We start from the raw sequence: 14,577 nt of genomic DNA, 5'->3' as shown, positions 1-14,577 counted from the left end.
GGAAACTTCTAGACAGGTCAGCGTGGCACCATGCCGACGGTTGGCGACTCTATGGCGTGTCGGGCGTCCGCAGCAACACAATCCGCCGGACCCGGCCCGATGTGTCGGCAATGAAACATCCCGCTGTCAAGGGCGTACGGCCGTCGCACGGCAGGTTTCACCGGTGTGCGAATCGGTTGAAGGGTTACGTTCGAGGCGAGTTGCTCGAGAAGCGCGAAGTGACCATACACACATCCGGCCGGACCTTGTCGGGCAAGGTCCGGCCAGGTGCGCGGCGTTGACGGCCTGTGTTGACGTATCGCCTTTACCGGTTGATGACTTAGCCGATTTACCGGCCGTCGAGGGTGGAAGGGCGGCTCAGACGAGCAGCGAGGCCAGCTCCACGTGCTCCACGCCGTGCGCCTCGGCGACCTCGCGGTAAACGACCTTGCCGTCATGGGTGTTGAGACCCCGGGCCAGCGCCGGGTCGCGGCGCAGCGCCTGCGCCCAGCCGTGGTTCGCGAGTTCCACGATGTACGGCAGCGTGGCGTTGGTCAGCGCGTAGGTGGAGGTGTTGGGCACCGCGCCGGGCATGTTGGCGACGCAGTAGAAGACCGACTCGTGAACCGGGAAGGTCGGCTCGGCGTGGGTGGTCGGGCGGGAGTCCTCGAAGCAGCCGCCCTGGTCGATCGCGATGTCGACAAGGACACTTCCGGGCTTCATCCGCGAGACGAGCTCGTTGGTGACCAGCTTCGGGGCCTTGGCGCCGGGGATCAGCACCGCGCCGATGACGAGGTCGGCCTCCAGGCAGGCCTTCTCCAGCTCGAAGGTGTTCGAGACGACGGTCTGGATCTTCGTGCCGAAGACCTTGTCGGCCTCGCGGAGCTTGTTGACGTCCTTGTCGAGCAGGGTCACGTGGAAGCCCATGCCGATGGCGATCTGCGCGGCCTGCCAGCCCGAGACACCGCCGCCGATGACGACCGCCCGGCCGGCCAGGACGCCGGGGACGCCGCCGGGCAGCACGCCCCGGCCGCCGTTGGCGCGCATCAGGTGGTAGGCGCCGACCTGCGGGGCCAGCCTGCCCGCGACCTCGGACATCGGGGCGAGCAGCGGGAGCGCGCGACTGGGCAGCTCGACCGTCTCGTACGCGATCGCCGTGGTGCCGGACTCCAGGAGGGCGTCCGTGCACTCCTTGGAGGCGGCCAGGTGCAGGTAGGTGAAGAGCGTCTGGTCCTTGCGGAGGCGGTGGTACTCCTCGGCGATGGGCTCCTTGACCTTCAGCAGCAGGTCGGCGGCGGCCCACACCTCGTCGGCGGTGCCCAGGATCGAGGCGCCGGCGAGGACGTACTCCTCGTCCACGATCGAGGAGCCGGCACCTGCGCCGCGCTCGATGACGACCTGGTGGCCATGACGCACCAGCTCGTGCACGCCGGCGGGGGTGATGGCCACCCGGAACTCGTTGTTCTTGACCTCGCGGGGGATGCCGACCTTCACGTCGATCACGGTCCTTGGCTCAGAGGGTATGGGGCATTACTAGACATACCCGGCCGCGCACGGGCACACCGGGAGAGACCGCAGGAGAACGTGCGGCAGAGCCAGTCTAATGAAGGTGTTCCCGCTGTCTAGCCTTTCATTACATCAATCTTCAGCGGATGCGGTACGGATTTCGCAGGCGTCAGCGTCATCTTCCTGGTTTACCTCCCCGAGGAGCCGCTCGGCGGCGCCCCGGTGCAGCCCGGCCGACGCGGGGTCGCCGAGGCGTTCGAGGGTGTCGGCGACCCGCAGGTGCAGCGCGGCCTGCAACCGCGAGTCCTCGGCCCGCCGGGCCCATTCCACGGCCTCCCGGCAGGTGCGCAGCGACTCGTCGGGCCGGCCCGCGTACTCCTGGACCCGCGCCAATTCGCTCAGGGCCCGTGCCTGGGCGGCCACGTCGCCGAGCTTGCGGTGCCCGGAGATCGCCGCGCGCCAGTTCCGCAGGGCCTCGCCGTAGCGGCCCGCGAAGGTGTGGGCGGCGGCGATCCGCCCGTACAGCCGGGCGGCGTCGGCGCGCTCGCCCCGGGCGAGCCGCTCGACCAGGGCCCGGCCGAACCAGTCGGCGGCCCGGTCGAAGTCACCGAGCTCCAGGTGCGCGCCGCCTACGGATTCCATCGCCCGTCCGGCCGCGTACGGGTCGTCGACCTCGCGTCCGGCGTCCAGCGCGGCCCGGTAGCGCACCAGCGCGTCGGCCGTACGGCCGGTCCGGGCGTCGAGATCGCCGAGGTTGAGCAGGGCGGCGGCCCGCTCGCGGGGCAGGTCACGGCGCTCGGCCACCTCGAGGACCAGGCTGTGGATGTCGTAGAGGTCGGGCGCGGCCGCCTGGGTACCGACGTGCGCCACCATCGCCCGCACCAGCTGGGACATCAGTCGCCGGGCCAGGGTGTCCAGCTCCCCGTCGCCGACCGCGAGCCGGGCCGAGGCCAGCAGGGCGGGCCGGGTCAGCCGCAGCCAGTCGGCGGCCGCCCGGGGAGTGGGAAACCGCAGGGCACGCGGCATGTCGAGAAGTTTCTGGCGTGCCTGGAGGCTGTCGGTCTCGGTGATGGCACGGCAGACCTGGAGCAGCCGCACGGTCCGCTCCAGCATCCGGGCCCGGGCCACCTGGAGATCGGCGGGGCGCTCGTGGTGCCCGGCGAGGACGCGGAGCAGCGGGTGCAGACAGCCGGGGACCTCGTACTGGGGCAGCGGCGAGTCCACCGCGTGCAGGAAGCCGAGGGCGACGAAGTCGTCCAGGGTGGTGCGGGCGCTGTCGACCGAGCAGCCGACGAGCGCGGAGGCGGTCTGCGGGTCTACCAGTCCGGCCGGGGCGAGGGCGAGCAGGCGCAGCATCCTCGCGGCGGTGGCGGGCAGGGCGTCGTAGGCGAGGCGGAAGACCCGGCTCAGGGCGGTCCCCTCGGCGGGGTCGGTGCGCAGTTGCTTGGCGAGATCCAGGACGGCCGCCTTGGGGCGGGCGGCGAGCCAGCCGCCCGCCAGCATCAGCGCGGCGGGCTGCCCCTGACACTCCTCGGCGAGTCCCTCGGCGGCCCGGGGGTCGACGGTGATACGGACCGAGCCGGTGTGCCGGGACAGCAGCTCCACTCCGGACTTGGCGTCCAGGCCGCCCAGAGTGCAGGGGCGGACGTCCGGGATGCCGGTCAGCGGGCCCTTGGAGACCGCGACGACCAGGCAGTCCGGGGTGTCGGGCAGCAGGGCGTCGACCTGCTCGGCGTCGGCCGCGTCGTCCAGCAGGAGCAGGGCGCGGCGATCGGCCAGGGCGCTGCGCAGAGAGTCGGCGAGGTCGTCGCCGCAGGCCCCGGCCGGGGCTTCCCGGTCCAGGGCGGCGAGCAGGTCGCGGGCCGCGCGCTCGATGGGTACGGGTGTGCCGTCGGGGTCGGTCAGGCGGGCACGCAGCACCCCGTCCGGGTAACGGTCCGCGACCTGCTGTACGAGTTCCTCGGCGAGTGCGGTGCGTCCCGAGCCGGGCCGGCCGGCGATGAGCAGCACCCGCGCGCGTGGGGGTTTGCGGCCGGCCAGGGTGTCCAGGCCGGCGCGCTCGATGTCGGCGCGCAGTTCCTTCAACTCCCGTGTGCGGCCCAGGAACTGACTCTCGCCGGCAGCGTGTCCGGTCAGCCGCACGTCGCCTGTCTCCACGACCTGATCCGTCACGGGCCACACTCCCGTCCCACGCACGCAAGCCCGCCGGGAATCCGGTTCGGGCGTGCCTCAGAGCCTAGTTCACGCTCTGCAACGTTCCGGGTGGAGCACGACGGGCACGGCAGCCACATCCCCCGATCGGATCAGCAGATCGTAGGACTGACAGCGTCGGGGGCGCCTGGAAGGGGCGCGGGGAGCTGCGCGACCAACCACGGCGACGCCGCACCCGACCGACGACCTTCGCGGCACCCACCATCCGCGCCCCCCCCAGCGGAGCCTCTACGCCTCGAAGGGCCGCGCCGGCCACGGTGCCTGGGCCGGGCGCAGTGCGTCCAGACCGTTGCCCGCGCGGGCGGCGACCAGGGACAGGACGCCCACCACGAGGCAGTTGTTGTGGAGTTCGCCGGCCAGCACGCCCCGGACGAGGTCCTCGATCGGGACCCGGTCGAGCTCCATGTCGGCCTCTTCCTCCTCGACCGCGAAGCGCTCGCCCTCGGCCTCGGACAGATCGCGGGCGAGGAAGATCCGTACGGCCTCGTCGCAGCCGCCGGGGGTGGTGTAGACATCGGTCAGCACCCGCCAGTCCTCGGCCTTGACGTGCGCCTCCTCGTACAGCTCGCGCTGCGCGGCGTGCAGCGGGTTCTCGCCGGGGACGTCGAGCAGACCGGCCGGGATCTCCCACAGCTTGTGACGCACGGGGTGGCGGTACTGGCGCAGGACCAGGACGCGGTCGGCCTCGTCGAGGGCGAGGACGGCCACGGAGCCGGGGTGGACCTGGTAGTCACGGCCGACCACGGTGCCGTCGGGCATGACCACGTCGTCGGTGCGGACGGAGGTCTTGTTGCCCACGAAGGGGGTGTCCGTCGCCCGGATCTCCCACTCCTCCGGGGTGTCCTTGATCGTCATGCCTGTCCTTCCACGTACCCGACCCGACCTGCTGAAAAGAAACCGGGGTGCACACCCTTTGAAGGGATGCACCCCGGCCACCGTACAACTGGTGTGTTACTTCGAAGTCTTCCGCTCGACCGAGGCCTTGACGAGCCCGGCGAACAGCGGATGCGGACGCGTCGGGCGCGAGCGCAGCTCCGGGTGTGCCTGGGTGGCGACCAGGTACGGATGGACGTCGCGCGGGTACTCGACGTACTCGACGAGCTTGCCGTCCGGGGAGGTGCCCGAGAACTGGATACCCGCCTTCTTCTCCAGCTCCGCCCGGTAGGCGTTGTTCACCTCGTACCGGTGACGGTGCCGCTCCTCGACGTACTCCTTGCCGTCGTACACCTCGCGCACGATCGAGCCCTCGGCCAGCTTGGCCGGGTACATGCCCAGCCGCATCGTGCCGCCCATGTCACCCTCACCGGCGACGATGTCGAGCTGCTCGGCCATGGTGGAGATGACGGGGTGGCCGGTGGCCGGATCGAACTCGGTGGAGTTCGCGTCGGCGATGTCGACCAGGTTGCGCGCGGCCTCGATCACGATGCACTGCAGGCCGAGACAGAGGCCGAGCAGCGGGATCTTGTTCTCGCGGGCGTACTTGATCGCACCGACCTTGCCGAGCACACCGCGGTCGCCGAAGCCGCCGGGGATGCAGACGCCGTCGACGTCGCCGAGCTGCTGGGCCGCGCCCGCCGGGGTCTTGCAGTCGTCGGAGGTGACCCACTTGATCTTCACGCGGGCCCGGTTGGCGAAGCCGCCGGCACGCAGCGCCTCGGTCACCGACAGATAGGCGTCGGGCAGGTCGATGTACTTGCCGACCAGCGCGAGGGTGATCTCGTGGTCGGGCTTGTGGACGCGGTCGAGCAGGTCGTCCCAGGTGGTCCAGTCGACGTCCCGGAACGGCAGGTCCAGCTTGCGGACGACGTAGGCGTCCAGGCCCTCGCCGTGCACGGTCTTCGGGATGTCGTAGATCGAGCGGGCGTCGGGGCAGGCGACGACGGCGGCCTCGTCGACGTCGCACATCAGCGAGATCTTCCGCTTGATCGCGGTGGGCACCTCGCGGTCGCAGCGCAGCACGATCGCATCCGGCTGGATTCCGATGTTGCGCAGGGCCGCAACCGAGTGCTGGGTGGGCTTCGTCTTCAACTCACCCGAGGGGCCGATGTAGGGCAGGAGCGAGATATGGACGACGAAGACGTTGTCACGGCCGACCTCGTGACGGACCTGGCGGACGGTCTCCAGGAACGGCAGCGACTCGATGTCGCCGACCGTGCCGCCGACCTCGGTGATCACGACGTCGACCTCGTCCGTCGCCATGCGGCGGATGCGGTGCTTGATCTCGTTGGTGATGTGCGGGATGACCTGCACGGTGTCACCCAGGTACTCGCCGCGCCGCTCCTTGGCGATCACGGTGTTGTACACCTGGCCGGTGGTGACGTTGGCGGAGCCGTCCAGGTCGCGGTCGAGGAAGCGCTCGTAATGGCCGATGTCCAGGTCGGTCTCGGCGCCGTCGTTCGTGACGAACACCTCACCGTGCTGGAAGGGGTTCATCGTGCCCGGGTCCACGTTCAGGTACGGGTCGAGCTTCTGCATCACGACGCGCAGACCGCGAGCCTTGAGCAGCATGCCGAGGCTGGAGGCCGTCAGACCCTTGCCGAGCGAGGAGGCGACACCCCCGGTGACGAAGATGTGCTTGGTCGTCGAGTTTCGAAAAGCAGCGGGCGGCATGGCCAAGAGGGGGCTCCCGTGGTCGCGATCTGGAGGTGCGGTTCGGCTGCCTGCCGGAGGCTTCTCCGGGGGTTGCCGTCGCTGCGGTTCGGGGGTTTGCTGGCCCACCGGTCCACGGGCTACCAGCGTATCAGCGCCGCGGGGCGACGGCTTCCGGCCACGCTCCGCACGCACGTCGACACGGAGGCGATCACCGTTACCGGTCTCTCACCCGTTGCTCACTCGTTCGGCGTACCCGCCTTGCCCGGAGCGGCACACAGATCATCTGCGTGCGTCGTATCCTGCTCGGACACTCGCTGCCGAGCCCGCCCGGCCCAACGGCACCACCCCCCGCCCGTGAGCGCCGGAACAACGTGACCTCGTCAGTTCGTTGAGCAACAATGGGCGCTTTGCGTCACGGCTGAGTTACCTGTTTTGCTTCATCGCTCAACGACGCATTGCAAGACTTGCTGAAACCCCCCTTGACCGCACTAGCGACAGCCCCTTGTGGGGTGACGTGGCCGTTCGACTGGAGTTGCACGTGGCCGGGCGCATCGAAGATTACGCACTCATCGGAGACATGCAGACCGCTGCCCTGGTCTGCCGGGACGGGACAGTCGACTGGCTGTGCCTGCCCCGCTTCGACTCGCACGCCATCTTCGCCGGCCTGCTGGGCACCGAGGAGCACGGCTTCTGGCGGCTCGGCCCCGCGTACGCCTCCGACCAGGAGCCACCCACCGCCGCCCGGCGCAGCTACCGCGGTGACTCGCTGATCCTGGAATCCGAGTGGGACACCCAGCGGGGCACGGTCCGGGTGACCGATTTCATGCCGCCGCGTGACGGCGCCCCGCAGCTGATCCGGATCGTGGAGGGCGTCTCGGGCCGGGTGCCGATGCGCTCGGCGCTGCGGATGCGGTTCTCCTACGGGCGCGTGGTGCCGTGGGTGCACAAGCACGAGGGGCGGACGGTGGCCGTCGCGGGTCCCGACTCCGTGTGGTTCGACACATCCGCGGAGACGTACGGCAAGTCGCTGACGACGTACGCGGACTTCACGGTCGCGCCGGGTGACCGGATCGCGTTCACGATCTCCTGGGAGCCCTCGCACAAGGAGCCGCCGCCGCTGCCCGAGCCGGAGCAGTCGCTGGAGGCGACGGAGGACTTCTGGCGCGAGTGGGTCGACCACTGTACGTACCACGGCCCCTACCGCGAGGCCGTGATCCGCTCGCTGATCACGCTGAAGGCCCTGACGTACGCCCCGACCGGCGGCATCGTCGCAGCGCCCACCACCTCCCTGCCGGAGGACATCGGCGGCGTCCGCAACTGGGACTACCGCTACACGTGGCTGCGCGACGCGGCGATCACCCTGTCCTCGCTGCTGCGCACCGGCTACCGCGAGGAGGCCCGCGCCTGGCGCGAGTGGCTGCTGCGGGCCGTGGCCGGTGACCCGGAGAACCTGCAGATCATGTACGGCATCGCCGGCGAGCGCGAGCTGGGCGAGGCGGAGCTGGACTGGCTGCCGGGCTACGAGAACTCCGGCCCGGTCCGGGTCGGCAACGGCGCGGCGCACCAGCTCCAGCTGGATGTGTACGGCGAGGTCACCGAGGCCCTGCACCTGGCCCACATGACGGGCCTGGCGCGCAACGACTACGCCTCGCTGCTCCAGCTGAAGCTGATCCGCTACCTGGAGGGCCACTGGCAGGAGCCGGACGAGGGCATCTGGGAGGTGCGCGGTCCGCGCCGCCACTTCGTGCACTCCAAGGTGATGGCCTGGGTCGCGGTCGACCGCACGATCAAGCTCATCGAGTCCGGTGACGCCGACGGCCCGCTGGAGCGGTGGAAGGAACTGCGCGACGACATCCACCGGGACGTGTGCGAGAAGGGTTACGACAAGGAGCGCAACACCTTCACGCAGTCGTACGGCTCGAAGGAGCTGGACGCCTCGCTGCTGCTGATCCCGCAGATGGGCTTCCTGCCGCCGGACGACAAGCGCGTCATCGGCACCATCGAGGCGATCCAGCGGGAGCTGTCCACACCGGACGGCTTCATCCTGCGCTACCCCACGGAGGGCGACAACGCGGGCGTCGACGGTCTGCCCGGCGACGAGGGCGCGTTCCTCGCCTGCTCGTTCTGGATGGCCGACGACCTGGCGATGATCGGCCGCGTGGACGAGGCCCGCAAGCTGTTCGAAAAGCTGCTGTCCCTGCGCAACGACCTCGGGCTGCTGGCCGAGGAGTGGGACCCGCACCTCCAGCGCCAGGTGGGCAACTTCCCGCAGGCGTTCAGCCACGTGCCGCTGATCGACACGGCTCTGCGTCTGACGGCCTCGGGCGCCTACGGGGGCTGAACGGGCCGGACGGCGGATCTGCGCGCCGCCGGACACGCGAGGTGATCGTGCGTCCGGCGGCGCGTTCTGTCACCGCGGCCTGAGGGCCGTGAGCGTGCGCTCCCCCGCCGGATCGCCCGCTGTGGCCGGAACCAGAGCGATCTCGTCGAGGCCGGCCTCGGCGTAGGCGTCGATACGGGCGCGGACGGTGTCGGCGTCGCCGACGAGGGCCACTGTGCCCGCGGCCTCGGGCGGCAGGGCCCGCAGCAGGGTGTCCCGGTCGGCGCCCTTGGCGGCCAGTTCGACGACCTCGGCGAGTCCCGCGTCGACGAACATGTCGCTGTAGCCCGGCACGGCGAGATAGCCGACGACGCTGCGCAGGACCTGCGTGAGCGTCTCCGGCTTCGGGTCCACGGCGGCGGGCAGCCAGGAGGCCAGCCGGGGCGGTGTACGGCCCGCCCGCTCGGCGGCCGCGAGCATACGCGCCCGCAGGATGCGGACCTGCTCCGGCGAGACGATGTCGAGCAGCATCCGGTCGGCGTGCCCGACGGCGGCGGCGATCGCGCGCTCGCCGAACGCCGCGACGGTGACCTCACCCCCGGGCGGCGGCAGACGGCGCGGGAAGTCGCTGCCGGGCACGATCGGATCGCCCGGCACGCTGTCCCACATCGCGCGTACGGCCGCCGCCGACTCCTCGAGAGCGGCGGCGGGGCGGGTCCGCGGCCGCCCGTGCACGCCCTCGACGACCCGCTTGCTGGACGTGCCGAGTGCCACACCGACGGGCCGGCCGGTGAGGGCCGCGGTGGACGCAGCGCCCCGGACGATGGTGAGCGGGTCGCGCACCGACACCGGCACGGGCCCGGCCGTCAGCACGGCCTGCTCGGTGGCCGCGCCGATCGCCGCCGCCAGGACGAACGAGTCCCACGTCGGTCCCTCGCCCGCCCACACCTCCCGGTACCCGAGCCGGTCGGCGAGCACCGCGACCCGCAACGGCTCCTCGACCGGACTGTCGTCCTCCCGCCCTACCGCCACCACGCTGATGTCCATGACAGCGCCCGTACCCGGTCGATCAGGCCGTAATCCGGGGCGTGATCGACTCCGTGCCCCGCCGGAGATGTCCGGGAGGCACCGGCGCGGGTAGCGTCCGGCACATGGACAGCGGGACGGACAGCGGTCACGACACCCAGGGCGCCGGGATCACCGTGCAGCGGGCATTGGAGCTGCCTGGGCTGCGCAGCGGGCTGCCCGAGGTGCTGGCGGGCGCCGACCGGCTCGGGCGGTCCGTGCGCTGGGTGCACGCCGGTGAGGTGCCGCACATCGCCTCGCTGCTCAAGGGCGGCGAACTGCTGCTGACCACGGGCTACGGCCTCGGCACCCGCCCGGCCGAACAGCGGGCGTTCGTGCGCACGCTGGCCGAGCGCGGTATCGCGGCCCTGGTGGTGGAGCTCGGCCCGCGCTTCACACGGCTGCCCGCCGCCCTCGTCGACACGGCCCGGTCGGCCGGCCTGCCGCTCGTCCAGCTGCACCGGGAGGTGCCGTTCGTCACGGTCACGGAGGAGGTCCACACCGAGATCGTCAACGGCCACTACGCGCTGCTCCAGCGGGCCGAGGAGGTGCACCGGCGGTGTACCGAGGCCCTCCTGGGCGGTGGCGGTGTGCCCCAAGTGCTGGGCATTCTGGCGGACTTCGGCACCAACCCCGTCTTCCTGGAGACGGCGGACGGGCAGTTGCTGTACGCCGCCGGGGCCGGTCCCGAGGGTACGGACCCGCTCCAGGTGTGGGAGGGGCTGCGCGACCAGCACAAGGACGAGCCGCCGCTCCCGGGCTCGGTCCTGGTGGACGTACCGGGCGGCGGGCCCGGCAGCGGTGGCGTCCGTGCGCGTCTCGTCCTGCTGCCCGTGCGGACCTCCCTGGCGCCCGTGCACCGGATGGCGGCCGAGCGGGCCGCGGGCATCCTGGCCGTGGTGCTGATGCAGGCCCGGCAGGAGGAGGAACTGGCCGCACGCGGGCGCGGCGACTTCCTCACGGACCTCGCCGAGGGCCGGGTCACGGCGGAGGACGCCCCGGCGCAGGCACGCGTGCTGGGCTTCAGACCGGGCGAGGGCCCGCTGCTGCCGATGGTCATGCGGCTCGGAGACGCCCTGTCCCCGGATGGGGGTACCGCCCGCTCGAGCGGAGCCGAGAGCGGGGGAGGCTGGGCCGTGCTGGCCCGGGCGGTCGCCGAGGAACTGGCGTCGGTGGGCGTACCGGTGCTGCTCGGGGTGCGGCCGGTGGAGGGCCGGGTGCCGGTGCTGCTCGGGCTGCGCTCGGAGCCGGAACGGCAGACGGTCGCGGACCGGGTCGCGGCGGCGCTGCGGGCCGGGGTGGAGCGGGCCGGGATGCTGCGGCCGGGCGGACAGCCGCCGGTGGTGGTCGTGGGGATGGCCGGCGGCTGGACGGCGGCGGCTGCGGGCCTGCGGCACGCCGCCGAGACGGCGACCGCGGCCCAGGGCCTGCCGGACCGGCCCTGGTACGACGCCCGGCGTCTGGACATCGACCTGCTGCTGTGGCGGCTGCGCGACCACCCCGACCTGGCCGCCTTCGTCGACCGGGCCCTCGGCCCGCTCCTGGAGCACGACCGCCGCTCCCGGCCACCGCTGCTGCCCACTCTGGCGACGTATCTCGCCCACGCGGGACGCAAGGCGGAGACCGCCCGGGAACTCCACCTCAACCGGCAGACCCTGTACAACCGCCTGGCCCGCATCGGGGAGTTGCTGGGCACGGACCTCGACGACCCGCAGACGGTACTGGCCCTGAGCCTGGCGCTGCGGGCCCGCAGGCACGTCTCCCAGATCCTCAGGTGAGGGGCCGAATCTGGGTCAACTCGTCGTACACGCTGAGCACTTGGGCGACGGTCTCGTCCTCGCTCGGCCAGGTGGCCGCCTGCCGGGCGCCCTTCTCCCGCAGCGACTCCCTGCGCGCCGGGTCGCCGAGCAGGCGTACGACGGAGTCGGCGAGCGCCTCCGCGTTCCCGTGCGGGACGACTTCGGCCGCGTCGCCGACGAGTTCGGGAATACCGCCGACGTCGGTGGCGACGAGCGGCACGCGCGCATGGAGCGCCTCCTGGGCGAGGACGGAGCGTGCCTCCTCCCACCGGCTCGGCAGCAGGGCGAGGTCGGCGGCCGCGAGCAGGTCGGTGATGTCGTCGCGCCGCCCGATGAGCCGGACGGGCAGCCCCTCGCCCTCGATCCGCTCCTGGAGCTCGCCGCGCAGCGGCCCTTCCCCGGCGATCACGACCAGGGGGACGGGGTCCAGGCGGCGCCACGCGCGCGCGGCGTCCAGCAGCACGTCGTAGCCACGATGCCGCTCCAGGGAGCCGACGGCCATCAGCAGCGGCCGCCCGATGGCACCGAGTTCGGCACGCACCTTGGGGCGCAGTCCGTCGGGATCGTCGGGCTCCACGGGCCTGCGGGGGACGGGCAACGCGACGGCCGCGAGCCGCGCGTCCCGGGCACCCGTCCACCGCGCCGCGTCCACGAGCGCCGACGTCGTCCCCAGCACGACGGTGGCCGCCTTCACTACCCGCCGCTCCAGCACCCGCAGCAGATGGGCACGCGCACCGTCGGCGTGCGCCCGGTCGTGCCACGTCACGACCAGCGGAGTACCCACGCGCCGCCCGCTGAGCGCGAGCACGGCACGAAACGAGGCGTGCAGCCCGTGCGCATGCACCAGATCGGCGTTGGCGCAGGCCGCCCGCAGGGCCGCCACCGACACCGGGTCACTGCTGCGCGGCACGTGCACATGATCGGCCCCGACGCCGCTGAAGTCATAGGCGTGATCCGCCTCATAGGGGGCGCACACCGTGACTTTCACGCCCCTCGCGACGAGCCCCGCGGCCAGCGAGCGCACATGCGCACTGCTGGCGGCATTGCCTCCACCCAGCACCTGCACGGTGCGCAGCGGCGACTGGCCAGGCGGTGAGTGGCTGCTCACGGGGGTCACGTGGCCGGGCTCCTGGTTCGGGTCGGGCGGTCACGACGAACGTACAGAACGAACGAGCGCGGGGAACGCACCGCGCGGTTTCCTACGCGTACTCCGCCAAGGATGCCAGCACATACGGGGGTCCCGGGAACGCCGGAAGCCTTGCGGCGCGACAGCGGGGCGCGGCATCGGGAGGAATGCGCCGGGCCGGGTCACCCACACGAGTGAAGATGGGGCACGCCTGCCCGACCATGCGACCGAACGCCAGTGCGCCCTCCCGCTACATGTCCGCCCGAGCCGTCGCCAGCAGCTCCTCCGCATGCGCCCGGGCCGTCTCGGAGTCCTCCTGGCCCGCGAGCATGCGGGACAGTTCCCGGACCCGGTCCTCCCCCTCCAGCACCTTCACACCGGAACGGGTGACCGAGCCGTCGTTGGTCTTCTCGACCAGCAACTGCCGGTCGGCGAAGGCCGCCACCTGCGGGAGATGGGTCACGACCACGACCTGCGCGGTCTTCGCCAGGCGCGCGAGCCGCCGGCCGATCTCGACCGCCGCCTTGCCACCGACACCGGCGTCGACCTCGTCGAAGAGATACGTCGGCACGGGATCCGTCCCCGCGAACACGACCTCCACGGCCAGCATCACGCGCGACAGCTCACCACCGGACGCCCCCTTGGCGATCGGCCGCGGCGGCGCGCCCGGGTGCGGGGCCAGCAGCAGCTCGACCTCGTCGGCACCCGCGGGCCCGTACGCGACCGCCCGTCCGCCGACCTCGACGCCCTCCGGGTCCTCGGTCTGCCGGATGTCGAAGGACACGCGCGCGTGCGGCATGGCGAGCGAGGCCAGCTCTGCGGTCACGGCGGCGGCGAACCGCTCGGCGGCCTCCGCCCGCGCGTCCGTCAACGCCTGTGCGAGACCACCCAGTTCGGACCGCAGCGCGTCCCGCTCGGCGGTCAGCTCCCCGATCCGCTCGTCGTCGCCGTCGAGTTCGGTCAGCCGGGCGGCACTCGTCTCGGCCCAGGCCAGCACCGTGGCGATGTCCTCGCCGTACTTCCGGGTCAGCCCGGTGAGCGCGGCCCGCCGCTCCTCGACGGCCGACAGCCGCAGCGGATCGGCGTCCAGATCGTCGGCGTACCCGGCCAGGTCCCCCGCCGCGTCGCGAAGCAGGATCCCGATCTCCCCGATGCGGTCGGCGAGCGCGGCCAGCGCCGGGTCGTACGACCGTACGGCGTCCAGGGCCCGCTGGCCGCCCGCGACGAGTGTCCCCGCGTCGACGCCCTCGGGGTCCTCCGGATTGCCCGCGAGCGCCGCGTGGGCGGCCGCCGCGGCGGATGCCAGTGCCTCGGCGTGCCCCAGCCGCTCGGCCTCCTCGGCCAGTTCCACGTCCTCACCGGCCCGGGGCTCGACGGCGGCGATCTCGTCGAGCCCGTAGCGCAGCATGTCGGCCTCCTGGGCCCGTTCCCGCGCGCGCGTGGTGATCTCGTCGAGCTCGACGGAGGCGGCCCGCAGCCGCTTGTACGCCTCGCCGTACTTGGCCAGCGGCACGGCGACGGCGTCGCCCGCGTACCGGTCGAGCGCCTGCCGCTGCCGGGACAGCTTGAGCAGCCCCTGCTGATCGGTCTGCCCGTGCACGGCCACCAGCTCGTCGGCGAGCTCGGCGAGCACCCCCACGGGCACGCTGCGCCCGCCCAGGTGCGCCCGCGAGCGCCCCTCGGCGGAAACGGTACGGCTGATCAGCAGGGCACCGTCGTCGAGCTCGGCCCCGGCCTCCTCGGCGCGTACGGCGGCCGTGGCGTCGTCCGGGACGGTGATCCGCCCCTCCACGACCGCCTTGCCAGCCCCGATCCGCACGAGCGCAGGGTCGGCGCGCCCGCCCAGCAGCAATCCCAGGCTGGTGACCACCATGGTCTTGCCCGCACCCGTCTCACCGGTGACAGCGGTGAACCCGGGTGACAGCTCGACCACGGCATCGTCGATCACACCGAGCGACCGTATCCGCATCTCCTCCAAC

The 14,577-nt window shown here is 72.2% G+C and carries 9 protein-coding genes; 2 read left to right on the top strand and 7 right to left on the bottom strand.

Annotation, left to right across the window (positions count from 1 at the left end):
* Positions 1–357 precede the first annotated feature (357 nt).
* The 4 genes from ald to OG542_RS31945 form a co-directional block, all read right to left on the bottom strand.
* Complete coding sequence (gene ald, locus OG542_RS31960; RefSeq protein ID WP_311130261.1) at positions 358–1,482, bottom strand: alanine dehydrogenase; 1,125 nt, start codon at positions 1,480–1,482, stop codon at positions 358–360.
* Positions 1,483–1,617: 135 nt separating this feature from the next.
* Entirely contained in the window at positions 1,618–3,657 is a 2,040-nt protein-coding gene (locus tag OG542_RS31955) for a tetratricopeptide repeat protein (RefSeq protein ID WP_328415360.1), read from the bottom strand.
* Between the two features lie 267 nt (positions 3,658–3,924).
* The gene (locus OG542_RS31950; RefSeq protein ID WP_328415358.1) at positions 3,925–4,551 is read right to left on the bottom strand and encodes an NUDIX hydrolase; all 627 of its coding nucleotides are present in this window, start codon (positions 4,549–4,551) and stop codon (positions 3,925–3,927) included.
* A gap of 96 nt (positions 4,552–4,647) precedes the next feature.
* A complete protein-coding gene (locus OG542_RS31945; protein WP_193480446.1) occupies positions 4,648–6,306 on the bottom strand; it encodes a CTP synthase in 1,659 nt (552 codons plus the stop codon).
* Positions 6,307–6,826: 520 nt separating this feature from the next.
* Between OG542_RS31945 and OG542_RS31940 the strand changes: the two genes are divergently transcribed.
* Positions 6,827–8,629 carry a glycoside hydrolase family 15 protein gene (locus OG542_RS31940; protein WP_311124904.1) on the top strand — a complete coding sequence of 601 codons (1,803 nt, stop codon included), beginning with the start codon at positions 6,827–6,829 and terminating at the stop codon, positions 8,627–8,629.
* 69 nt (positions 8,630–8,698) lie between these two features.
* Here OG542_RS31940 and OG542_RS31935 read toward each other — a convergent pair whose 3' ends face one another.
* On the bottom strand, positions 8,699–9,655 hold the full coding sequence (locus OG542_RS31935) for an LLM class F420-dependent oxidoreductase (RefSeq protein ID WP_328415356.1): 957 nt from the start codon (positions 9,653–9,655) through the stop codon (positions 8,699–8,701).
* A gap of 104 nt (positions 9,656–9,759) precedes the next feature.
* Here OG542_RS31935 and OG542_RS31930 point away from each other — a divergent pair, with 104 nt between their 5' ends.
* Complete coding sequence (locus OG542_RS31930; protein ID WP_328415354.1) at positions 9,760–11,451, top strand: PucR family transcriptional regulator; 1,692 nt, start codon at positions 9,760–9,762, stop codon at positions 11,449–11,451.
* Here the strand turns inward: OG542_RS31930 and OG542_RS31925 are convergent.
* Both OG542_RS31925 and recN read right to left on the bottom strand, forming a co-directional pair.
* Positions 11,444–12,589, bottom strand: coding sequence for a glycosyltransferase family 4 protein (locus OG542_RS31925; RefSeq protein ID WP_328415352.1), 1,146 nt, complete (start codon positions 12,587–12,589; stop codon positions 11,444–11,446). The genes OG542_RS31930 and OG542_RS31925 overlap by 8 nt on opposite strands.
* Positions 12,590–12,848: 259 nt before the next feature.
* A complete protein-coding gene (gene recN / locus OG542_RS31920) occupies positions 12,849–14,567 on the bottom strand; it encodes a DNA repair protein RecN (RefSeq protein ID WP_328418192.1) in 1,719 nt (572 codons plus the stop codon).
* Between the last annotated feature and the right edge of the window lie 10 nt (positions 14,568–14,577).

This window comes from Streptomyces violaceus, assembly GCF_036014075.1.
GTDB lineage: Bacteria > Actinomycetota > Actinomycetes > Streptomycetales > Streptomycetaceae > Streptomyces > Streptomyces violaceus.
Note: the sequence above shows the minus strand (reverse complement) of the source record. Positions and strands in the feature narration are given on the sequence as shown.

Bases quoted from the DNA above. Each gene is read 5' to 3' on its own strand.
- OG542_RS31950 (WP_328415358.1), bottom strand. From the start codon at position 4,551: ATGACGATCAAGGACACCCCGGAGGAGTGGGAGATCCGGGCGACGGAC.
- OG542_RS31945 (WP_193480446.1), bottom strand. From the start codon at position 6,306: ATGCCGCCCGCTGCTTTTCGAAACTCGACGACCAAGCACATCTTCGTC.
- OG542_RS31935 (WP_328415356.1), bottom strand. From the start codon at position 9,655: ATGGACATCAGCGTGGTGGCGGTAGGGCGGGAGGACGACAGTCCGGTC.
- OG542_RS31930 (WP_328415354.1), top strand. From the start codon at position 9,760: ATGGACAGCGGGACGGACAGCGGTCACGACACCCAGGGCGCCGGGATC.
- recN (WP_328418192.1), bottom strand. From the start codon at position 14,567: ATGCGGATACGGTCGCTCGGTGTGATCGACGATGCCGTGGTCGAGCTG.